15 protein-coding genes, 2 tRNA genes and 1 pseudogene are annotated in these 20,763 nt (G+C 68.0%); 14 read left to right on the forward strand and 4 right to left on the reverse strand.

Annotation, left to right across the window (positions count from 1 at the left end; genetic code table 11):
- Positions 1-27: 27 nt before the first annotated feature.
- The 5 genes from purF to PSEK12I1_RS0115025 all read left to right on the forward strand — a co-directional run bounded on the left by purF (position 28) and on the right by PSEK12I1_RS0115025 (position 3,792).
- Positions 28-1,536, forward strand: a complete 1,509-nt coding sequence (gene purF / locus PSEK12I1_RS0115005; protein ID WP_007158654.1) for an amidophosphoribosyltransferase — start codon at positions 28-30, stop codon at positions 1,534-1,536.
- A 10-nt stretch (positions 1,537-1,546) separates the two neighbouring features.
- Positions 1,547-2,758, forward strand: coding sequence for an O-succinylhomoserine sulfhydrylase (locus PSEK12I1_RS0115010; protein ID WP_027602055.1), 1,212 nt, complete (start codon positions 1,547-1,549; stop codon positions 2,756-2,758).
- Positions 2,755-3,522, forward strand: a complete 768-nt coding sequence (locus tag PSEK12I1_RS0115015; RefSeq protein ID WP_027602056.1) for an SDR family oxidoreductase — start codon at positions 2,755-2,757, stop codon at positions 3,520-3,522. The genes PSEK12I1_RS0115010 and PSEK12I1_RS0115015 overlap by 4 nt, the downstream gene beginning before the upstream one ends.
- Before the next feature lie 79 nt (positions 3,523-3,601).
- Positions 3,602-3,677 (forward strand) — tRNA-Val (locus tag PSEK12I1_RS0115020).
- A 38-nt stretch (positions 3,678-3,715) separates the two neighbouring features.
- Positions 3,716-3,792 (forward strand) — tRNA-Asp (locus PSEK12I1_RS0115025).
- Between the two features lie 140 nt (positions 3,793-3,932).
- On the opposite strand, the gene PSEK12I1_RS25360 is transcribed toward PSEK12I1_RS0115025, so the two are convergent.
- The 3 genes and pseudogenes from PSEK12I1_RS25360 to kdgR form a co-directional block, all read right to left on the reverse strand.
- Positions 3,933-4,796, reverse strand: a complete 864-nt coding sequence (locus PSEK12I1_RS25360; RefSeq protein ID WP_371099737.1) for a methyl-accepting chemotaxis protein — start codon at positions 4,794-4,796, stop codon at positions 3,933-3,935.
- Positions 4,788-5,615, reverse strand: a pseudogene (locus tag PSEK12I1_RS25365) (MCP four helix bundle domain-containing protein); the annotation flags it as partial. The gene PSEK12I1_RS25360 and the pseudogene PSEK12I1_RS25365, both read right to left, overlap by 9 nt.
- A gap of 121 nt (positions 5,616-5,736) precedes the next feature.
- Positions 5,737-6,519, reverse strand: a complete 783-nt coding sequence (kdgR, locus tag PSEK12I1_RS0115035; RefSeq protein WP_027599650.1) for a DNA-binding transcriptional regulator KdgR — start codon at positions 6,517-6,519, stop codon at positions 5,737-5,739.
- Positions 6,520-6,712: 193 nt separating this feature from the next.
- Between kdgR and PSEK12I1_RS0115040 the strand changes: the two genes are divergently transcribed.
- The 9 genes from PSEK12I1_RS0115040 (at position 6,713) to PSEK12I1_RS0115080 (ending at position 17,739) form a co-directional block, all read left to right on the forward strand.
- Positions 6,713-8,008: an MFS transporter gene (locus tag PSEK12I1_RS0115040; RefSeq protein WP_231501011.1), complete on the forward strand. Its 1,296-nt coding sequence runs from the start codon at positions 6,713-6,715 to the stop codon at positions 8,006-8,008.
- Positions 7,995-8,906, forward strand: coding sequence for an SMP-30/gluconolactonase/LRE family protein (locus PSEK12I1_RS23840; protein WP_051399122.1), 912 nt, complete (start codon positions 7,995-7,997; stop codon positions 8,904-8,906). The genes PSEK12I1_RS0115040 and PSEK12I1_RS23840 overlap by 14 nt, the downstream gene beginning before the upstream one ends.
- Positions 8,903-9,886 (forward strand): sugar kinase, encoded by a 984-nt coding sequence (locus PSEK12I1_RS0115050; RefSeq protein WP_027602059.1) that lies wholly within the window; start codon positions 8,903-8,905, stop codon positions 9,884-9,886. The genes PSEK12I1_RS23840 and PSEK12I1_RS0115050 overlap by 4 nt, the downstream gene beginning before the upstream one ends.
- Before the next feature lie 4 nt (positions 9,887-9,890).
- Positions 9,891-11,102, forward strand: a complete 1,212-nt coding sequence (gene manD, locus PSEK12I1_RS0115055) for a D-mannonate dehydratase ManD (protein ID WP_027602060.1) — start codon at positions 9,891-9,893, stop codon at positions 11,100-11,102.
- Between the two features lie 14 nt (positions 11,103-11,116).
- Positions 11,117-12,145 (forward strand): Zn-dependent oxidoreductase, encoded by a 1,029-nt coding sequence (locus PSEK12I1_RS0115060; protein ID WP_027602061.1) that lies wholly within the window; start codon positions 11,117-11,119, stop codon positions 12,143-12,145.
- A gap of 70 nt (positions 12,146-12,215) precedes the next feature.
- Positions 12,216-13,493, forward strand: coding sequence for an MFS transporter (locus PSEK12I1_RS0115065; protein WP_027602062.1), 1,278 nt, complete (start codon positions 12,216-12,218; stop codon positions 13,491-13,493).
- Complete coding sequence (locus PSEK12I1_RS0115070) at positions 13,490-14,923, forward strand: mannitol dehydrogenase family protein (RefSeq protein WP_027602063.1); 1,434 nt, start codon at positions 13,490-13,492, stop codon at positions 14,921-14,923. The genes PSEK12I1_RS0115065 and PSEK12I1_RS0115070 overlap by 4 nt, the downstream gene beginning before the upstream one ends.
- A 1-nt stretch (position 14,924) precedes the next feature.
- Entirely contained in the window at positions 14,925-16,109 is a 1,185-nt protein-coding gene (gene uxuA, locus PSEK12I1_RS0115075; RefSeq protein WP_027602064.1) for a mannonate dehydratase, read from the forward strand.
- Positions 16,110-16,182: 73 nt separating this feature from the next.
- Entirely contained in the window at positions 16,183-17,739 is a 1,557-nt protein-coding gene (locus PSEK12I1_RS0115080; RefSeq protein WP_027602065.1) for a UxaA family hydrolase, read from the forward strand.
- A 10-nt stretch (positions 17,740-17,749) separates the two neighbouring features.
- Here the strand turns inward: PSEK12I1_RS0115080 and PSEK12I1_RS0115085 are convergent, their stop codons facing one another.
- Complete coding sequence (locus PSEK12I1_RS0115085) at positions 17,750-20,749, reverse strand: chemotaxis protein CheB (protein WP_027602066.1); 3,000 nt, start codon at positions 20,747-20,749, stop codon at positions 17,750-17,752.
- Positions 20,750-20,763: the final 14 nt, after the last annotated feature.

The following is a 20,763-nucleotide window of genomic DNA, read 5'->3' on the forward strand; positions in this document are numbered from 1 at the left end:
TCACTTGAAACAGTGGGGTCGCGTCACATGTGTGGCATCGTAGGTATCGTGGGCAAGACGAACGTCAACCAGTCTTTGTACGACGCGCTCACCGTCCTTCAACATCGCGGTCAGGATGCCGCCGGTATCGTCACCAGCCTGGACGGTAAACTCTTCCTGCGCAAAGACAACGGCCTGGTCCGCGACGTCTTCCAGCAGCGGCACATGCAGCACCTGGTCGGCCATATGGGCATCGCCCACGTGCGCTATCCCACCGCCGGCAGCTCCAGCTCCGCCGAGGCGCAGCCGTTCTACGTCAACTCGCCCTATGGCATCACCCTGGCGCACAACGGCAACCTGACCAACGTCGAGCAGCTGTCCCGCGAGATCTACGAATCCGATCTGCGCCACGTCAACACCACCTCCGATTCCGAGGTGCTGCTCAACGTCTTCGCCCACGAGCTGGCGGTGCGCAACAAGCTGCAGCCGACCGAGGACGACGTCTTCGCCGCGGTCTCCGAGGTCCATGAGCGCTGCCGTGGCGGCTATGCCGTGGTGGCCATGATCACCGGCTACGGCATCGTCGGCTTCCGCGATCCCAACGCCATCCGTCCCATCGTCTTCGGCCAGCGTCACACCGAATACGGCGTGGAGTACATGATCGCCTCCGAGAGCGTCGCCCTCGACGTACTCGGCTTCACCCTGATCCGTGATCTGGAGCCGGGCGAGGCGGTGTACATCACCGAAGACGGTCGCCTCTACACCCGCCAGTGCGCGCAGAATCCGCAATACGCGCCTTGCATCTTCGAGCACGTCTACCTGGCGCGTCCGGATTCCATCATCGATGGCATCTCGGTCTACAAGGCGCGCCTGCGCATGGGCGAGAAGCTCGCCGAGAAGATCCAGCGCGAGCGCCCCGAACACGACATCGATGTGGTCATCCCGATTCCGGACACCAGCCGCACCGCGGCGCTGGAGCTGGCCAATCACCTGGGCGTCAAGTTCCGCGAGGGCTTCGTCAAGAACCGCTACATCGGCCGAACCTTCATCATGCCCGGCCAGGCCGCGCGCAAGAAGTCGGTGCGCCAGAAGCTCAACGCCATCGAACTGGAATTCCGCGGCAAGAACGTGATGCTGGTGGACGACTCTATCGTCCGCGGCACCACCTGCAAGCAGATCATCCAGATGGCCCGCGAAGCCGGCGCCAAGAAGGTCTACTTCTGCTCGGCGGCTCCGGCGGTGCGTTTCCCCAACGTCTACGGCATCGACATGCCCAGCGTGCACGAGCTGATCGCCCACGGCCGCACCACCGAGGAAGTCGGCGAACTGATCGGCGCCGACTGGCTGATCTACCAGGATCTGCAGGACCTGCAGGAAGCCGTGCGTACCCGCAAGGCACCCAAGGTCGAGCAGTTCGACTGCGCGGTGTTCGATGGCGAGTACATCACCGGCGACGTCGATGCCGCCTATCTGAACCGGATCGAACAGGCGCGCAACGACGCGGCCAAGGTCAAGCACAAGGCGGTCAGCGCCATCATCGATCTCTACAACGACTAAGGAGCTGCACATGAGCCAAGACTGGGATGCCGGACGCCTGGACAGTGATCTCGAGGGCGCGGCCTTCGAGACCTTGGCGGTGCGGGCAGGGCAGCAGCGCTCGCCGGAAGGCGAGCATGGCGAAGCCCTGTTCCTGACCAGCAGCTACGTGTTCCGGACCGCCGCGGATGCCGCGGCGCGCTTCGCCGGCGAGGTGCCGGGCAACGTCTATTCACGCTATACCAACCCCACGGTCCGTACCTTCGAGACCCGTATCGCGGCCCTGGAAGGCGCGCAGCAGGCGGTGGCCACCGCCTCGGGCATGTCGGCCATCCTGGCCATGGTCATGAGTCTGTGCAGCGCCGGTGACCACGTGCTGGTTTCGCGCAGCGTGTTCGGCTCCACCATCAGCCTGTTCGAGAAGTACTTCAAGCGCTTCGGCATCGAGGTGGACTATCCGCCGCTGGCCGATCTGGACGCCTGGCAGGCGGCCTGCAAGCCGAACACCCGGCTGTTCTTCGTCGAGTCGCCGTCCAATCCCCTGGCCGAGCTGGTGGACATCGCCGCCCTGGCCGAGATCGCCCATGCCCGGGGCGCGCTGCTGGCGGTCGACAACTGCTTCTGCACCCCGGCGCTGCAGAAGCCGCTCGCGCTGGGTGCCGACATCGTCATCCATTCGGCGACCAAGTACATCGACGGTCAGGGTCGTGGCATGGGCGGCGTGGTCGCCGGTCGTGCCGAGCAGATGAAAGAGGTGGTGGGTTTCCTGCGTACCGCGGGCCCGACCCTGAGTCCCTTCAACGCCTGGCTGTTCCTCAAGGGCCTGGAGACGCTGAAGATCCGCATGCAGGCGCACAGCCAGACCGCACTGGAGCTGGCACGTTGGCTGGAAGGCCAGCCCGGCGTCGAGCGGGTCCACTATGCCGGCCTGGAAAGCCATCCGCAGCATGAGCTGGCGTGCCGCCAGCAGAGCGCCTTTGGCGCCGTGGTGAGCTTCGAGGTGGCCGGTGGGCGCGACGCCGCCTGGCGCTTCATCGACGCCACCCGGATGATCTCCATCACCACCAACCTGGGCGATACCAAGACCACCATCGCCCACCCGGCGACGACCTCGCACGGGCGACTGTCGCCGGCCGAGCGCGCCAATGCCGGGATCAGCGACAGCCTGATCCGCATCGCCGTGGGTCTCGAAGACCTGGGCGATCTGCGCCAGGACCTGGCCCGCGGACTGGCGGCGCTATGAGTCTGACGTTCGCACCGGTAGAGCTGCGTGTCGCCCTGGTCACCGGCGCGGCGCGTGGGATCGGGCTGGGTATCGCCGCCTGGCTAATAGCCGAAGGCTGGCGGGTAGTGGTGGCCGATATCGAGCAGGAGCGCGGCGCCAAGGTGGCCGCCGCACTCGGCGAGCGCGCCTGGTTCGTGGCTCTGGACGTGGCTGACGAGGGTCAGGTGGAGGCCGCCGTGGCCCAGGTGATCGGCCAGTTCGGTCGGCTGGACGCCCTGGTCAACAACGCCGGTCTCGCCACCGCCCAGGGCCAGCCGCTGGAAAGCCTGGCGCTGACCGAGTGGCGCAAGGTGCTCGGGGTGAATCTGGACGGCCCCATGCTGATGGCCAAGCATTGCGCGCCCTATCTGCGCGAGCAGCAGGGCGCCATCGTCAACATCGCCTCGACCCGCGCCCGGCAGTCCGAGCCCCACAGCGAAGCCTATGCCGCGAGCAAGGGCGGGTTGCTGGCCCTGACCCATGCCCTGGCCGTCAGCCTGGGCCCGGAAGTGCGGGTGAATGCCCTCTGCCCGGGCTGGATCGATGCGCGCGATGCCCATGTCCGCGAGGCCGAACCGCTGTCCGCCGCCGACCACGAGCAGCATCCGGTCGGACGGGTAGGGACGGTGGAGGACGTGGCGGCCTGCGTGGCCTGGCTGCTCGGCGGCAACGCCGGTTTCATCACCGGCGAGGCCATCACCCTGGACGGCGGCATGACCCGCAAGATGATCTACCTGGAATAGCGCCCGTAAAAAATAAAATTGGAAAAATCCTTGACGGATCAAGGGGCTACGAGGAGAATGCGCGTCACCCGAAGGGGATGGCTGATTAGCTCAGCTGGGAGAGCACCTGCATCACACGCAGGGGGTCGGCGGTTCGATCCCGTCATCAGCCACCAAACTCTTCGGGAAGTGTTCCGCAAGGTGCACGCAATGCGCGGCGGTAGTTCAGTCGGTTAGAATACCGGCCTGTCACGCCGGGGGTCGCGGGTTCGAGTCCCGTCCGCCGCGCCATACGAGTCGTTCCGGGTCTTCTGAACTGCCCGAACGACGCAAGAGAAGCTGCCCTAGGGCAGCTTTTTTTTGTGCCTGGAGAAAAGGCCGGCCGATCCTTCGCGGACTGGCGCCGTTTTGGCGGCCAGCGCCGGCCCCGGTCAAATCACGAATTCCGCCACCACCTGACGGAGACCGGCCGCCAGGCGCGACACCTCATTGCTGGCGCTGGAGGTCTGACTGGCGCCCGCGGCGGTCTGGTCGGACAGGTCCTTGATGCTGATCAGGCCCCGGTCGATGTCCTTGGCCACCAGGGCCTGTTGTTCGGCGGCCGTGGCGATCAGCGCCGTACGCTCGTCGATGCCGTTCATGGCTCCGGCGATGGCCAATAAGGCACCGTTGGCTTCCCGGGCAACGGCCAGGGATTGTTCGGCGGTCTGGCTGCTCTGCTGCATGGCCTTCACCGCGTCCGTCGAATCCTGCTGGATGGTGCCGATCATGGCCTCGATCTCCCGCGTCGACTGCTGGGTGCGGTGGGCGAGGGCGCGGACCTCATCCGCGACCACGGCGAAGCCGCGACCCTGATCGCCGGCGCGTGCCGCTTCGATGGCGGCATTGAGCGCCAGCAGATTGGTCTGCTCGGCGATGGCGCGGATGACGTCGACCACGTTGCTGATGGCCTGGGCGCGCCCCGACAGCGTCTGGATCTGGCCGCTGCTCTGATCGACCTGGGTAGCCAGCCGTTCGATGGCGGTCAGGGTCGCGGCCACGTGTTGCAGGCCGGCCTGGGTCAGGGTGCTGCCCCTTTGCGAGGCGCCGGCGCTTTCCTCCGCGTGGCGCGCCACCTCGTCCACCGCGGCGCTCATTTCCGTCACCGCGGTGGCCACCTGGCCGATCTCGTCGTTTTGCCTGAGCAGGCCGCGATTGCCAGCGTCGATCACCGCGGTCATCTCCTCGGCGGAGGCGGCCAACTGACTGGAGCTGTCCGCCAGATGGGCCACGGTATCGCGCAGATTGGCCTGCATGTCGGCCAGGGCGGTCAGCAGGCCGGCGGCCTCGTCGCGACCCGTGACCTGGATGTCTTCGGCAAGATCCTTGTTGGCGATCCGCTGGGCGATGCGCAGGGCTTCGCCGATGGGCAGGGTGATACTGCGCGTCAGCAGGAAGGCCAGGGCGATGGTGGCCAGCAGGGTGGCGAGGATCAGCCCCGCGACCCAGGCCAGGCCGTGGTCGTAGATCCGTCCCGCTTCGATGCCGGAGGCGACGGCGCCCCGGTCATTCAGCGCGGCCAGGTTTTCGATCTGCGTCTGCAACTGGTCGGCGGCCGCGCGCATGCCACCGTTGGCCAGGGCCTCGGCACCGGGCAGATCCCCCGTCCGGTAAAGGGTCTCGAAGCTGTCCAGCAGGCCCAGATAAGCCGTGGCCCCGTCCTGTACCGCCTGGTACAGCCGCTGCTCCGCATCGCTGGACACCAGGGGTGCATAGTCCTTTACCCCGGTGGCGAAGCGGCTGCGCAGATCGACCAGGGCCATGGCCATTTCCGGCTGGCGCGCGGGGTCCCGGGTGCCCAGGGCTCTCAGGCTTTCGAGGCGCAACCTGAGCAGCGCCGCGGTCATCTGGCCGGCCTGGCGAACGCTGGGCATCCAGTCCGTTTCCACCTCGATTTCCGACTGCCTGAGTTGCCGCATCTGGATCAGGGCGATAGCCCCGAGCGCGATGACGATTGCTACGATAATCGAGAAGGCCAAGGCCGACCGGCGACCCACCTTGAGTGTGCGCATCATCATGACAGTCACCGTGAGGGTAGCCCCGGTGGGACACCGGGTTGGAGTTGTGATGTGCATCACACGCTATAGGGGGTGGCTTAGCGGCGGCTTAAGGCCGAGCCGGCCATAGGACCATTGGTCTGACTATGGCTGGACGCTCGAATCAGTGCCCTCGTGGGAGCGACGATCCCGGCTGGCGTTAGCCGGCCGGGGCACCCATCTGCGCCGAGATGCGCGCCGTGGTGGCGAGCATCTGCTCGACGTACTCGGCCTTGAGGTCTTCGCGGAAGCGGAAGCAGGGAAAGGACACGCTCAGGCCGGCGATGACCTGGCCGAAGCGATCGCGGATCGGCGCCGCCAGGCACCTCATGTTGGCCTCGAATTCCTCGTGGTCTTCGGCGAAGCCCAGCTCACGAACCCGCGCCAGTTCCGCGAGGTAGGCGGCCAGGCTGTCGAGGGTGTTGGGCGTGCGACGGACAAAGGTCTCCTGGGCGAGGATCTGCCGCACCTCGGCTTCTGGGCGCCAGGCCATCAGCACCTTGCCGATTCCCGTGCAATACAGCGGAGCCCGCCGACCGATGCGTGAATACATGCGCAGGGTGTAGCGCGAATCGAGCTTGTGCACATAGACGATGGCGCCCTCGTCGAAGATGCCGAGGTGGACAGTCTCGCCGGTGAGGTCGTTGAGCAGGCGCATGCCTGGTTCGGCTTCGCGGACCAGCTCCAGCTGGGGCAGGGCGCGGGCGCCCAGTTCGAACAGCTTGACGCTGAGGCGGTAGCGGTCTTCGGCGTCCTGCACCACATAGCCCAGGGCCTTGAGCGTCTGCAGGAAGCGGTGGACGGTGCTCTTCGACAGGTCCAGTTGCTGCGCCAGCTCCGAGACGCCGCAGTCGTCCTCGCGCTCGCCGAGGGCTTCGAGCACCGCCAGGGTGCGCCCGACGGCGCTGACCATGTCATTGCCGAGTTGCTGATTCTTTTCCATGGGACCGCCGGTCGCCTGGTTGCCGGAACACTGTTCCATTCTGATTGACGGATGCGGGAAAGGCCAGCAACACTGTCCGCCAGCGAATGGAACAACGTTCCAAAGCATTTCGCGCGTAAGGGTCTTCTCTCACCGCTGGCGGTCGCCGGCGGTGCGAACAAAAACAACAACGGAACCCGCGACGATGAAATCCATGACCAAGGCCCCGCGCGCATTGGCGCCTGCCGTTCGTACCCCCCGCTGGCTGCCCCGTGCACATCCGGTGTCCTGGCAGATGCTGGGCATCACCACCCTGGCGATGCTGATGATTTCGGTGGATCGCCAGCTGTTGCCGACCGTGCTGCCGGCGATCATGCAGGAATTCGGACTGGACGCCGCCCAGGGCGGCTGGCTCAGTTCGCTGAGTTTCGTCGGCACCCTGGTCGGCGCTCTGGTGGTGGGGGTGCTGGCCGACAGCGTCGGTACCGGCCACCGCCGTGCCTGGAGCTGGGTGGGAGCCTGCGCCCTGACCATAGGCTCGGCCTTCGCCACCGTGTACGCGCGCTCGCTGGGCGCCCTGCAGGTGCTGAGATTCACCATGGGCCTGGGCACCGGCGCCATGGAGCCGGTCAACATCGCCGTGGCCAGCGAATTCTGGCAAAAGGAAAATCGCGGCTTCGCCCTGGGCGTCCACCATACCGGCATGCCCCTGGGTCAATTCGTCGGCCCGGTTTTGATGGGGTTGATCCTGGCCAATGGCGACTGGCGCGCCACCTTTCTCTGGATTCCCCTGATCGGTCTGCCGATCATCCTGCTGCAGCTCTACCTCGGCCGCCGCCGCAACGAGGAACAGGTCTATGCCTGGATCCGCGAGGAGGGGCTGACCGTGCCGGTCGACACCGCCGCGCCGGTCTCGCGCAATCCGCTGAGCAACCTGCGCCAGGCCTTTGCCGAGCGCAACGTGCGCCTCTGCCTGGTGATGAACTTCCTGTTTCTCTGGACCGAGATGGGCGTGGCCACCTTTCTGACCTACCAGCTCACAAGCCAGCTGGAGCTGAGCCTGGCCGAGGCCGCGGTGATCTCCGGCGCCTCGGGGCTGGTGGGCTGGGCGGGGCAGATCTTCTGGGGGACGCTGAGCGATCACCGCGGTCGCAAGTTCGCGCTGGGCATCCTGACCGTCGGTTTCTCGATCTGCGTGGCGCTGTGCATGTTCATCGACAGCCGCGCCATGGCCTGGACCCTGCTGCTGGCCTGGGGCCTGTTCCGCAACTCGCCCTATGTGGTGCTCTATTCGCTGGCGGTGGATTCCTCGCCCCGCGCGGCCGGCAGCGGCCTGGGTCTGCTGATTGGCGTGGGCCTGGGCCTGGCGGGCTTTCTGGTGGGGCCGGTGGCCGGCTACGTGATCGAGCATTTCGGCTGGCACTGGAGCTACGCCATGCTCGCCCTGAGCTGCCTGCTGGTGCTGATACCGCTGCGCTTCGTGGAGGAGACCCAGCATGGCGCCACCTGAGTATCTGTTCGACCATAGCGATGAACTGGGCGAAGGCCCGGTCTGGGATACCCGACAGCAGCGCCTGCTGTGGGTGGATATCCTGGCCGGTCGCCTGTTGCGCGCCGCGCCGCAGCCGGCGGCTCCGGTCGAGGTGCTGGAGTTCGGCCAACCGCTGGGCTGCGCCGTGCCCCATGTCGATGGCTCCACCTGGCTGGCCCTGAGCGACGGCGTCTGGCGCCTGGCCGCCGGCGCCGCCCAGCCGACGCCCATTGCGCAGCCGCCCCGGGCGGTCCATGGGCCTCAGCACCGTTTCAATGACGGCAAGTGCGATGCGCTCGGCCGCTTCTGGCTGGGTACCACGCTGCTCGACGAGGCGCCCGGCGGTGGCCGGCTGTATTGCCTGGACCTGGATGGCCAACTGCATCAGGTGCTCGACGGCATCACCGTGTCCAACGGTCTGGGCTGGAGCCCGGACAACCGGACCTTCTACTACATAGATTCGCCCACCCGCCGGGTGCAGGCCTTCGACTTCGATCTCGCCAGCGGCCAGCTCGGTCGCGGGCGCACCCTCATCGACTTCGGCGAGCAGCCCGGCGTGCCCGATGGCCTGGCCGTGGACAGCGAGGGCGCCCTGTGGATCGCCCACTGGGACGGCTATCGCCTGAGTCGCTGGAGCGCCGAGGGCGTATTGCTCGCCTGGGTGGAGCTGCCGGTGGCGCGGGTCACCTCCTGCGCCTTCTATGGCGCGCGCCTGGAGCAGTTGCTGATCACCACCGCCCGGGTGGGTCTCGATGATTCCGCCCGCCAGGCGCAACCCCTGGCCGGGCGCAGCTTTCGCCTCGATCCCGGCGTGACCGGCCTGGCGGTGTCCGCCTGCCGCGTCCGGGTTCCGGATCATCCTCAGGAGTCTGCATGACGCTACCCCTCGTTTCGTCCCCCCTGACCCGCATCGGCCTCATCGGCGAATGCATGGTCGAGTTGCGCAGTCAGGAAGATGGCCAGCTGGGCCAGGCCTTTGGCGGCGATACCCTGAATGCGGCGGTCTATCTGCGGCGGCTGCTCGGCGACGACCCGGTGCAGGTGGATTACCTTACCGCGGTGGGCGACGACAGCCTGAGCCAGGCCATGCGCGCACGCTGGCGGGAGGAGGGGGTGAGTGACGCGCGGGTGCGGGTATTGCCCGGGCGTCTGCCGGGACTCTATCTGATCCAGACCGATGCCGACGGCGAGCGGCGCTTTCTCTACTGGCGCGGCGAGGCGGCGGCGCGGGAGTGTTTCGACGGCGCGGAGGCGCAGCCGCTGCTGGCGGCCCTGGCCGAGTATCAGCTGCTCTATCTCAGCGGCATCAGCCTGGCGGTGCTGACCAATACCGGTCGCGAGCGGTTGCTGGAGGCCCTGCGCCAGGCGCGCGCCGCCGGCACCCGCATCGTCTTCGACAACAATTACCGGCCGCGGCTGTGGCCGAATCTGCAGGCGGCGCGCACGGCCTATCACCGGTTGCTGCAGCTCGCCGACCTGGCGCTGGTGACCTGGGAGGACGACGCCGCGCTGTTCGGCTTCGCCGACGAGGCGGCGCTGCTTGCCCAGTACGCCGAGTGGGGCGTGGCCGAGGTGGCGCTCAAGCGCGGCGCGCGCAGCTGCCTGCTGCAGCATCGCCAGGGGCGCCAGGAGGTGGCCGGCGAAGCCGTGGCCCGAGTGGTGGACACCACCGCCGCCGGGGATTCCTTCAGCGCCGCCTACCTGGCCTGCCGCCTCCAGGGCGGGGCGCCCGAGGTGGCCGCCGCCTGGGGGCATCGCCTCGCCGCCACGGTCATCCAGCATCCCGGTGCACTCATCCCGCGCGCCGCCATGCCGGCGCTGCCGCCCCTGATTCCCGCGCTCACTGCCCAGGCCTGAAGCCATGAAGATCACCGAAGCCCGCGTCATCGTCACCTGTCCCGGTCGCAACCTGGTCACCCTCAAGATCGTCACCGACGAAGGCCTCTATGGCCTCGGCGACGCCACCCTCAACGGCCGCGAACTGGCGGTGGTGGCCTACCTGGAAGAGCACGTGCTGCCGGCGCTGATCGGTCGCGACGCCCATCGCATCGAAGACATCTGGCAGTACCTCTATCGCGGCGCCTACTGGCGGCGCGGACCGGTCACCATGACCGCCATCGCCGCGGTGGACGTGGCGCTCTGGGATCTCAAGGCCAAGGCCGCCGGTATGCCGCTGTACCAGCTGCTCGGCGGCAAGAGTCGCGAGCGGGTGATGGTCTATGGCCACGCCACCGGCAAGGACATCGAGAGCTGCCTGGACGAGGTGGCCCGCCATGTGGAGCAGGGCTATCGCGCGGTGCGGGTGCAGTGCGGGGTGCCGGGCATTCCCACCACCTACGGCGTGGCCAAGCGCGAGGGCGAGCGCTACGAGCCGGCCGACAGCGACCTGCCGGCCGAGCACGTCTGGGACACCGCCAAGTACCTCAATCACGTGCCCAAGCTGTTCGCCGCGGTGCGCGAGCGCTTTGGCGACGACCTGCACCTGCTGCACGACGTGCACCACCGGCTGACGCCCATCGAGGCGGGACGGCTGGGCAAGAGGGTCGAGGAATACAACCTGTTCTGGCTGGAGGACTGCACCCCGGCGGAAAACCAGGAGGCCTTCCGCCTGATCCGCCAGCACACGACCACGCCGCTGGCGGTGGGCGAGGTGTTCAATTCCATCCACGACTGCCGCGAGCTGATCCAGGAGCAGCTGATCGACTATATCCGCGCCACCCTGGTGCATGCCGGCGGCATCACCCACATGAGGCGCATCGCCGATCTGGCCGCGCTCTACCAGGTGCGCACCGGCTTCCATGGCGCCACCGACCTGTCGCCGGTGTGCATGGGCGCGGCGCTGCACTTCGACACCTGGGTGCCCAACTTCGGCATCCAGGAGCACATGCCCCACGAGGCGCGCATCGAGGAGGTCTTTCCCCATGCCTATCGCTTCGCGGACGGCCATTTCACCCCGGGCGAGGTGCCCGGCCACGGCGTGGACATCGATGAAGACCTCGCCGCCCGTTATCCGTACAAACGCGCCAGCCTGCCGGTGAACCGGCTGGTGGATGGCACCCTGTGGCACTGGTGAAGGAGGAGTCCAGGATGAAAGCCTTTCAGGTCAGAGCGCCCCACGAATTCAGCATCGCAGAGGTCGCGGTACCCACGCTGGCGCCCGGTGAGGTCCGCGTCGGGGTGGCCTATGCCGGCATCTGCGGCTCGGACATGCACATCATCCATGGGCAGAACGCCTTCGTGCGCTTTCCCCGCGTCACCGGCCACGAGTTCGCCGGCGTGGTGCGCGAGGTGGGCGAGGGCGTGAGCGGCCTGGCGGTGGGCGATCCGGTCTGCGTCGATCCGGTGATCGCCTGCGGCAGCTGCTATCCCTGCCGCATCGGCCGGCCCAATGTCTGCAGTCGCCTGCAGGTGCTGGGGGTGCACCGCGATGGCGGCTTCAGCGAAGAGGTCTGCGTACCCGCCGGCAACGCCCATCGCCTGCCGCCCGGTCTGCCGCTGGCCCAGGCCGCCCTGGTCGAGCCCTACAGCATCGCCCTCAATGTGCTGGAGCGGATGCAATTCCTGCCCGGAGACGGCCTGCTGATCTACGGCGCCGGCGTGATCGGCCTGACCCTGGTGCAGATGGCCCGGGCGCTGGGCATCGCCGACATCACGGTGACCGATGTGCTGGACGATCGACTGGCCACCGCCCGGGCCCTGGGCGCGACCCGCACCCTCAATGGCCGCGAGACCAGCGTCGAGGCGGCCATGCGCGAAGCCACCGGCGGCGAGGGCGTGCCGCTGATCGTCGACGCCGCCTGCCATCCGGCCTTGCTGCCGGAGATCGTCCGGCTGGCGTCGCCGGCCGGGCGCATCGGCCTGCTGGGCTTCAGCGCCACGCCCAGCGAGCTGGTGCAGCTGGAGATCATCAAGAAGGAATTGACGCTGGTGGGCTCGCGGCTCAACAACGGCCGCTTTCCGCGGGTCATCGAGCTGCTGGCGGCGGGCCGGCTGGATGCCGCGGCGCTGATCAGCCACCAGGTGGCCAGCCAGGAGATGCCGGGTGCCATCGAGCTGATCGAAAGGCACCCCGAGCAGACCCGCAAGGTGCTGGTGCAATGGGGTGGCAACGCCTGACAACACGGGCTCCCCAAGGGGCGCCGCTGCGATGCCTTACCGAATAAAGACAATGAGCGGGAGGTAACAAATGGCTGGACAAGGTCGTGGACTGGTACTCGTCATGCTGTTCCTGGCGGGGGTCGTCAACTATCTGGATCGCTCGGCGCTGTCGGTGGCGGCGCCGCTGATCCAGAAGGACTTCGCGCTCAGCGCCGGCGAGATGGGGTTGCTGTTCAGCGCCTTCTTCGTCGGCTATGCGGCGTTCAACTTCATCGGTGGCTGGGCCGCCGACCGCTATGGCGCCAAGACCACGCTGCTGCTGGCCATGGTGCTCTGGTCGGCGTTCAGCGGCCTGACGGTGCTGGCCTCGGGCTTTGCCGCGCTGATCGTGATCCGGGTGCTGTTCGGCATGGCCGAGGGGCCCCTGAGCGTCTCCACCAGCAAGATGGTCAACAACTGGTACGCGCCCCACAACCGCGGCCGCACCCTGGGCCTGTCGATGTCGGGCACCCCCCTGGGCGGCGCCATCTCCGGCCCCATTGTCGGGGTGATCGCGGTGACCTATGGCTGGAAGGTGTCCTTTGTCGTCATCATGCTGATCGGCTTCGTCTGGGCGGTGGTCTGGTACCTCTGGATCAAGGACAAGCCAACCGGCCAGCTGGCCGCCGACATCACCGCCGAGGAGCGCGCCGTGGCCGTGGTGGACACCGAGGTCAGGCCGCTCAAGTACTACCTGCGCCAGCCCACGGTGCTCTTCACCGCCCTGGCGTTCTTCGCCTACAACTACACTCTGTTCTTTTTCCTGACCTGGTTTCCCAGCTACCTGATCCAGGCCTATGGCCTCAACGTGAAGGACATGAGCATCGCCACGGTGATCCCCTGGGTGCTGGGCTTCATCGGCCTGGCGGTGGGCGGCTATCTGTCCGACTGGGTGTTCCGCAAGACCGGCCGGCTGATGTTCTCGCGCAAGGTGGTGCTGGTGAGCTGCCTGCTGGCCTGCGCCCTGTGCATCGCCGTGGCCGGCCTGGTCAGCACCCTCTATGCCGCGGTGGCCCTGGTGGCGCTCTCGGTGTTCTTCCTCTACCTGACCGGGGCGATCTACTGGGCGATCATCCAGGACACGGTGCCGGCGGCGCGGGTGGGCGGGGTGAGCGGCTTCATGCACTTCCTGGCCAACACCTCGGGCATCATCGGCCCGGCGGTGACCGGCTACCTGGTGCAATTCACCGGGGCCTTCACCAGCGCCTTCCTGCTGGCCGGCACCCTGACCGTGATCGGTTCGCTGTGCGTGGCGCGCTTCGTCAAGCCGCTGGCCGAGCGGCCGGCGGACGCACCCGCCGAGCTGGCCACTGGAGGCGCCCGATGAGCGATTTCGAACGTATTCCTTCGCGCTATCCGGCGCCCGCCATCGGCATCGTCCACCTGGGCCTGGGCGCCTTCCATCGTGCCCACCAGGCGGTCTACCTGGAGCGCAACCTGGCCCGCCATGGCGGCGGCGCCTGGGGCCTGTGCAGCGCCAACCTGAGATCGGGGCGGGCGCTGGTGGAGACCCTCAGCGCCCAGCAGGGTCGCTATCACGTGGCCGAATACCGCAACCGGCGCGAAGGGGTGCTGCGCGAGATCGGCGTCCTGCGCGAGGTGCTCTACGCCGGCGACGGCGGGGCCGGGCGCGAGGCCCTGCTGGCCCGGCTGGCCGATCCCGGGGTGCGCATCGTCACTCTGACGGTGACGGAAAAGGGTTATTGCCTGAGTCCGGCCAGCGGCGCGTTGCGCCGCGACGATCCCGGCATCGTCCACGACCTAACCGAACCGCGGGCGCCGCGCACCGCGCCGGGGCTGCTGGTGGAAGGCCTGCGCCGGCGCCGGGCGGCCGGCATCGCGCCCTTCACCGTCCTCTGCTGCGACAACATGCCGGACAACGGCCAGCGGACCCGCCAGGCGGTGGTGTCCCTCGCCGAGGCCCAGGACGCCGGGCTGGCGGCCTGGATCGCTACCGAGGTGGCCTTTCCCTGCAGCATGGTGGATCGCATCGTTCCGGCCATGGACGAAGCCGCCTTCGCGCGGTTGCGCGATCTCGGCTGCGATGACCCGGCCGCCGTGGTCGGCGAGGCCTTCAGCCAGTGGGTGGTCGAGGACCGCTTTCCGCAAGGGCGCCCGGACTGGGAACGGGAAGGGGTGCAGATGGTGGCGGACGTCCGCCCCTTCGAGACCATGAAGCTGCGCCTGCTCAATGGCAGCCATTCGCTGCTGGCCTATGTCGGCAGCCTGGCCGGTCACGGCACCGTGGCCGAGGCCATGGCCGATGAACGCCTGGCGGCCCTGGTGCACCGCTACATGAGTCGCGAGGCGGCGCCGACCCTGGACATGCCGGAAGGCGTGGATCTGCCGGGCTATGCCCAGGCGCTGGTCGCTCGCTTCCGCAACGATGCCCTGCAGCACCGCCTGCGGCAGATCGCCATGGACGGCTCGCAGAAGCTGCCGCAACGCTGGCTGCTGGGCGCCCGGCAGCTGCTGGAGCAGGGCGGTGATCCGGCCTGCACCGCCCTCGGCGTGGCGGCCTGGATCCACTATGGTGAAGGCGAGGGCGAGGCGCTGGACGATCCCCTGCGCGCCACCCTGGCCGCCTTGCCTACGGGCGCGGCGCGGGTGGACGCCGTGCTGGCGCTGGCCGAGGTCTTTCCCCCTGACCTGGCCGCGCACCCCGTCTTTCGCGCCGCGGTGCAACGGGCCCACGCGCGCATCGCCGCGGCGGGCATCGAAGCGGCCATCGCCGATCTGACCGAGCAAGGAGTCTGACATGGAACACACCTGGCGCTGGTTCGGCCCGCGCGATCCCATCTCTCTCGCCGACATCCGCCAGACCGGGGCCACCGGCATCGTCACGGCGCTGCACGAGATCGCCAATGGCGAGGTCTGGCCGGTGGCCGCCATCGCCGAGCGCAAGGCGCTGATCGAGGCGGCGGGGCTGTCCTGGTCGGTGGTGGAGAGCATCCCGGTCCACGAAGACATCAAGCGCGGCCTGCCGGGTCGCGAGCGCTATCTGGAGAACTACTGCCAGAGTCTGCGCAACCTCGCCCAGTGCGGCATCGACGTGGTCTGCTACAACTTCATGCCGGTGCTCGACTGGACCCGCACCCAGCTGGCCCATCGGTTGCCCGACGGCGGCTGGGCGCTGAGATTCGATCAGGACGCCTTCGCCGCCTTCGATCTCTGCATCCTGCAGCGTGACGGCGCCGAGGCCGAGTACAGCACCGCGGAGATCGAACGGGCGCGCCGCTATCACGCCGGGCTCGACGACGCCGGTCGCGACGAACTGGTGCGCACCCTCATCGCCGGTTTACCGGGGGCCGAGGAGGGCTATACGGTGGCCGACCTGCGCGCCCTGCTGGCCACCTATGCCGGCATCGACGCCGCGCGGCTGCGCGAGCACCTGGCGACCTTTCTCCAGACCGTAGTGCCTGTGGCGGAAGAAGTGGGCATCCGCCTGGGGGTGCATCCGGACGATCCGCCGCGACCGCTGCTGGGTCTGCCCCGGGTGGTCTCCACCGCCGCCGATGCCCAGTGGCTGCTGGATGCTGTGCCGAGCCCGGCCAACGGCCTCACCTTCTGCACCGGCTCCTATGGCGTGCGCGCCGACAACGACCTGGTGGCCATGGCCCGCCAGTTCGCGCCGCGCATCCATTTCGTCCATCTGCGCGCGACCCGGCGCGAGGCGGATCCGCGCAGCTTCCACGAGGCCCATCACCTGGACGGCGACGTCGACATGGTCGGGGTGATCCGCGAACTGGTGCGCGAGGAGCGTCGCCGCGCACGCGACGGCGGAGCGCGCCTGCCCATGAGGCCGGACCATGGTCATCAGCTGCTGGATGACCAGGGGCGGCGGACCAATCCGGGCTATTCGCTGATCGGCCGGCTCAAGGGCCTGGCGGAATTGCGCGGTGTGGAACAGGCCGTGCGGCAACTGGAAGAGGAGCGGGGCTGATGTGGATCGGCAGCTATCAGGCACCCCTCAGGCGTGGTCCAGACCAAATTCGAAGGCTGACATGGAGACCCCTATGGAATTGATCACCCGCAGCGGCGCCGCGGCCGCTGCCCGCGCTACCCTGCGTCTGCACCCGCAAGACGATGTGCTCATCGCCCGCCAGGCGCTGGTGCCCGGTCTGGAATTGCCGGAGGAGGGCGTACAGGTCCGCGAGCCGGTGCCCGCCGGGCACAAGGTCGCCGTGCGCGCCATCGCCGCGGGTGCGCCGGTACGCCGCTATGGCCAGATCATCGGCTTCGCCCGCGAGGCCATCGCCGCCGGCAGCCATGTGCACGTACACAACCTGGCCATGGGCGACTTCGCCCGCGAACACGCCTTCGGCATCGAGGCCCGCGGGACACCGGCGCCCATCGAGCGCAGCTTTCTCGGCATCGTCCGCCCGGATGGCAGGGTGGCGACCCGCAACTACATCGGCATCCTCACCTCGGTGAATTGCTCGGCCACGGTGGCCCGGGCGGTGGCCGACCATTTCCGCCGCGACGTCCGCCCCGCGGCGCTGGAGCCCTATCCCAACGTCGACGGCGTGGTCGCCCTGACCCATGGCGTCGGCTGCGGCATCGACACCCAGGGCGAGGGCATGGCGGTGCTGCGCCGCACCCTGGGCGGCTACGCGGCCCACCCCAACTTCGCCGCCGTGCTGTTCATCGGCCTCGGCTGCGAAGCCAACCAGATCCCCTCACTGCTGGCCGACCAGGGCCTCGCCGAGCATGCGGGACTGCAGACCCTCAATATCCAGGACAGCGGCGGCACCACCGCCACCGTGGCCCGTGGCATCGCCGCGGTCGAGGCGTTGCTGCCCACGGCCAATGCGGTGCAGCGCGAACCAGTCAGCGCGCGGCATCTGGTCCTGGGCCTGCAATGCGGCGGCTCGGACGGCTATTCCGGCATCAGCGCCAATCCGGCCCTGGGCCGGGCGGTGGACCTGCTGGTGGCCGCCGGGGGCACCGCCATCCTCTCGGAAACGCCGGAAATCTACGGCGCCGAACACCTGCTCACCCGCCGCGCCGCCAGCCCGGCGGTGGGCGAGCGCCTGGTGGAACGCATCCGCTGGTGGGAGGACTATTGCGCCCGCTTCGGCGCCAGCCTGGACAACAACCCCTCGGCGGGCAACAAGGCCGGCGGCCTGACCACCATTCTGGAAAAATCCCTCGGCGCGGTGATCAAGGCCGGTTCCACCGATCTGATGGCGGTCTATGGCTACGCCGAGCCGGTGCGCAGCCCGGGCTTGGTGTTCATGGACACCCCCGGCTACGACCCGGTCTCGGCCACCGGCCAGGTGGCGGGCGGCGCCAACCTGATCGCCTTCACCACTGGCAGGGGTTCGGCCTATGGCTGCGCACCGACGCCGTCGCTGAAGATCGCCACCAACACCCGGCTGTGGGAGAGCCAGCGCGACGACATGGACGTGGATTGCGGGGGCCTGGTGGACGGCAGCACCACCCTGGAAGAGCGGGGCGCCTTCATCTTCGAGCGCCTGCTGGCGCTGGCTTCGGGGGAGCGCAGCCGCAGCGAGTTGCACGGCTACGGGCAGAACGAATTCGTCCCCTGGCAACTGGGCGCCACCACCTGAGTGGGCGGTATCAGGGCTCTGCCAGCCCGGTGTCGATGCCGCTGGTCACGGCCTCGCCATCCGGTTGCAGGTGCCGCCAGATGATGATCGCCGCGGTGTGGGTGAAGGCCGCGGCCAGTTCGAGATCCATCGCATCCGGCAGTCGGGGATGTTGGAAATACATCGCCAGGGAACCGAGGCTCTCACCGTCCGCGGTCTTGACCGGAAAGGACCAGCAGCCACGGAAGTCGTATTGACGTGCCATCCACGCCCGGGATTCCCAGAGCGGCTCCTCCAGCACATCGCGGGTGATGACCGGCTCACCCAGCGCGATGGCCAGCCCGCAGGCCAGCGAATCAAGGGAGATCGGGCAACCCTCCACGTCCCGGGCGTAGCGCTCCGTCATACCCACCACATGGCTCAGACCCGTGCTCTTGGAGAGAAAGAAGGCGCACCGGCGCTGATCACCCGCTTCGGCGATCAGGGCCTGGATCAGAATGCCCAGCGACCGGCGCAGGCCTTCTCCCCTCATGGCGGACTGGAAGGCATCCTTCTGCGCGGTGAGCCATTGCTGACTGCGTTTCAGCTGGCGTTCGCGTTCACGCAGTGCCAGCTCCGCCTGGGTGCGCAGGGTGATATCGGCGAAGGTGACGGCGACACCGGCGACGGCTCGCGGATTGCCCGTATCCGGGTAGATTCGCCGCAAAAACCAGCGGCTGTCCCGAGACTGCACCACCGCCGTGCGGGGCTCGCCATCCTGCAATACCTGCCGAATGTCCTCGAACAGCTCGGGATCCTGGAATTTCGGTACCAGATCCCGCACATGCCGCCCGGTATCGGCCTGTTGCAGCGGCAGCAGGTCGGTCATGGCCGGGGTGAACCAGAGGATCTTCAGCTCGGCATCCAGGCAGAGGGTCATCACGGCGCCGGAGGACAGGACCCGCCGCTGCATCTGCAACTGCCCGATATGGTCCTGCAGCGAATCGTTCGCCCGGTTCAGGTCCTCGTTGCTCAGTTGCAGCTGGTCGTTGGTGTCCTTGAGTTCGTTGTTCAAGGCCTTGAGTTCTTCGGTGAGCGCCTGCAGCTCCTCGCGGGAGGCTTCGAGCTCTTCCTGGGAAAGACGGATCGCTTCACGCCAGTCCGCTTCCTCTACCACCCGGGTGTCATCGAAAACGTCTGGAGACGCGGGTGTCCCCGCGCTCCCTGACTGACGGATGAAGGACACCAGCACCTGATCCTGTTGACCCGGACCGTCCAGGGGCGTGATGCGCAAGGTGACGCTCAAGGTGGCGTCGAAGCGATCCGGCAAGCCCGCGACCAGCGTTGGCTCGCCACCGTGCAGGGCGCCGGTGAGGTGATGGCGCAGGGTGGCGACCCAGGGGCGGGGCACCAGATCGAGCAGTCGGTAGCTCGGTTCACCGACCGGCAGGCCGAGAAACGCCTCGGTGTTGCCGTACAGGCGCAGCACCTGCCCCTCGACGTCGATCAGCACCGACGGCAGCTCGAAGTGTTCGAGGGCCGTGCGCTCGGCTTCGAGGGCGCGCGCTGTCCGGCTGGATCGTCGCCGGGGCAGGGTGGGCGGCGGGCCCGGCAAGGGCCCTGCCTTGCGATGGAGATTCCAGCGCAGGGCCACGGGTTCGAAGCCGAAGCGATGCAGGGGATAGGCCTCGCTCTTGCCCAGCAGCAGATAGCCGCCAGGCCGTAGCGCACCGTGCAATAGCTGCAGCACGAAGTCGATGGTCTCGGGTTCGAGGTAGATCAGCAGATTCCGACAGCTGATCAGATCCATCGCGGCGAACGGTGGGTCGAGCAGCAGGTCCTGGACCGCGAAGACCATGCGCTCGCGCAAGGAGCGCCGAACCCGATAGGCCCCATCGACGGCATAGAAGAATCTTTCCAGACGTGCGGGTGACAGCGTCGCCAGCTCTCTGCCGCGATAGGCGCCACGGCTGGCCTGGGCCAGCATCTCCGGGGCCGGCTCGGTGGCGAACAGCTGCGCTCTGGTGGTGCAGCCATGGGCGGTACGCAGTTCGTCGAGCAACATCGCCATCGAATAGGCTTCCTGCCCCGTGGAGCAGGCGGGGATCCAGATGCGCAGGGGCTCGGTCTCCGGACGCTTCAGCAGCGGCAGCAGCACCTCTTCGCCGAGTACGTCCCAGGCGTCCGGATCGCGAAAGAATTCGGTGACATGGATAGGGATGCCCTTGACCAGGGCCACCAGCTCGGCGGGGTCGTCCTCCAGCAGCGCGGCATAGTCGCCGAAGGCCCAGACCCGGCGTACATCCATACGCTGCTGGATGCGCCAGAGCAGGGGGGACGTCTTGTAGCCGCTGAAGTCGAACGCCGCCTGGCGGCGGATCAGCTCCAGGATCTGCTCCAGGGTCGTTGCCAGGGGGGTCGGCTGGGTCGTGGGCTCCGGCCAGCGGTACTCCGGCGCGGCGCAGCCGATCAGATAGCGCGCGATAGCGGCGATGGGCAGGGCCAGATGATGCAGACCGCGCTGGGCGATGGCGTTGGGCATGCCCTGATGGGCGGCCGTCAGCGGATCCTGGACAATGACCGTGCCCCCGCACTGGCGGATGTGGATAGCCCCGGCGGTGCCGTCCATGCCACTGCCGGACAGGATCACCGTGACGGTACGGGCGGCCGCCTGCGGCGAAAGGCTCTCTAGGAAGGCGTCGATGGCGTCCGTTTCCGGCCGTCGCTGCCCACCTTCGGCTGGGCGCGTGTGAAAACGCTGGTCTTCCAGGGTCAGGATGGCGGCGGGCGAGGGCAGATGGACAGTGCCGGGCTTGGGGTGGGTGTCACTCGCGGCCGTCTCGACCGGCATCGCTGACCAGTTTTGCAGGAGGCTGCGCAGACCACTGGAGCTGCTGGGCGGTAGATGCTGCAGCACGACGAAGGCGAAGGGCAGCTGGGTGCCGATGGCCTCGAACAGCTGCTGCAGCGCGGTGATGCCGCCGGCGGAGGCGCCGATCACGATGAGCGGGGGAAGCGCGACAGCCTCCGATGGGGACTGGAGTCTGGTCATGGGAGAGTCCTTGG

It is taken from the genome of Pseudomonas sp. MOIL14HWK12:I1, from assembly GCF_000510705.1.
Lineage (GTDB): Bacteria > Pseudomonadota > Gammaproteobacteria > Pseudomonadales > Pseudomonadaceae > Chryseomonas > Chryseomonas oryzihabitans.

What these genes read in the sequence shown, in the direction of transcription:
- purF (WP_007158654.1), top strand. Translation starts at nt 28, where the DNA reads ATGTGTGGCATCGTAGGTATCGTGGGCAAGACGAACGTCAACCAGTCT.
- PSEK12I1_RS0115010 (WP_027602055.1), top strand. Translation starts at nt 1,547, where the DNA reads ATGAGCCAAGACTGGGATGCCGGACGCCTGGACAGTGATCTCGAGGGC.
- PSEK12I1_RS0115015 (WP_027602056.1), top strand. Translation starts at nt 2,755, where the DNA reads ATGAGTCTGACGTTCGCACCGGTAGAGCTGCGTGTCGCCCTGGTCACC.
- PSEK12I1_RS25360 (WP_371099737.1), bottom strand. Translation starts at nt 4,796, where the DNA reads ATGCAGGCCAATCTGCGCGATACCGTGGCCCATCTGGCGGACAGCTCC.
- kdgR (WP_027599650.1), bottom strand. Translation starts at nt 6,519, where the DNA reads ATGGAAAAGAATCAGCAACTCGGCAATGACATGGTCAGCGCCGTCGGG.
- PSEK12I1_RS0115040 (WP_231501011.1), top strand. Translation starts at nt 6,713, where the DNA reads ATGACCAAGGCCCCGCGCGCATTGGCGCCTGCCGTTCGTACCCCCCGC.
- PSEK12I1_RS23840 (WP_051399122.1), top strand. Translation starts at nt 7,995, where the DNA reads ATGGCGCCACCTGAGTATCTGTTCGACCATAGCGATGAACTGGGCGAA.
- PSEK12I1_RS0115050 (WP_027602059.1), top strand. Translation starts at nt 8,903, where the DNA reads ATGACGCTACCCCTCGTTTCGTCCCCCCTGACCCGCATCGGCCTCATC.
- manD (WP_027602060.1), top strand. Translation starts at nt 9,891, where the DNA reads ATGAAGATCACCGAAGCCCGCGTCATCGTCACCTGTCCCGGTCGCAAC.
- PSEK12I1_RS0115060 (WP_027602061.1), top strand. Translation starts at nt 11,117, where the DNA reads ATGAAAGCCTTTCAGGTCAGAGCGCCCCACGAATTCAGCATCGCAGAG.
- PSEK12I1_RS0115065 (WP_027602062.1), top strand. Translation starts at nt 12,216, where the DNA reads ATGGCTGGACAAGGTCGTGGACTGGTACTCGTCATGCTGTTCCTGGCG.
- PSEK12I1_RS0115070 (WP_027602063.1), top strand. Translation starts at nt 13,490, where the DNA reads ATGAGCGATTTCGAACGTATTCCTTCGCGCTATCCGGCGCCCGCCATC.
- uxuA (WP_027602064.1), top strand. Translation starts at nt 14,925, where the DNA reads ATGGAACACACCTGGCGCTGGTTCGGCCCGCGCGATCCCATCTCTCTC.
- PSEK12I1_RS0115080 (WP_027602065.1), top strand. Translation starts at nt 16,183, where the DNA reads ATGGAATTGATCACCCGCAGCGGCGCCGCGGCCGCTGCCCGCGCTACC.
- PSEK12I1_RS0115085 (WP_027602066.1), bottom strand. Translation starts at nt 20,749, where the DNA reads ATGACCAGACTCCAGTCCCCATCGGAGGCTGTCGCGCTTCCCCCGCTC.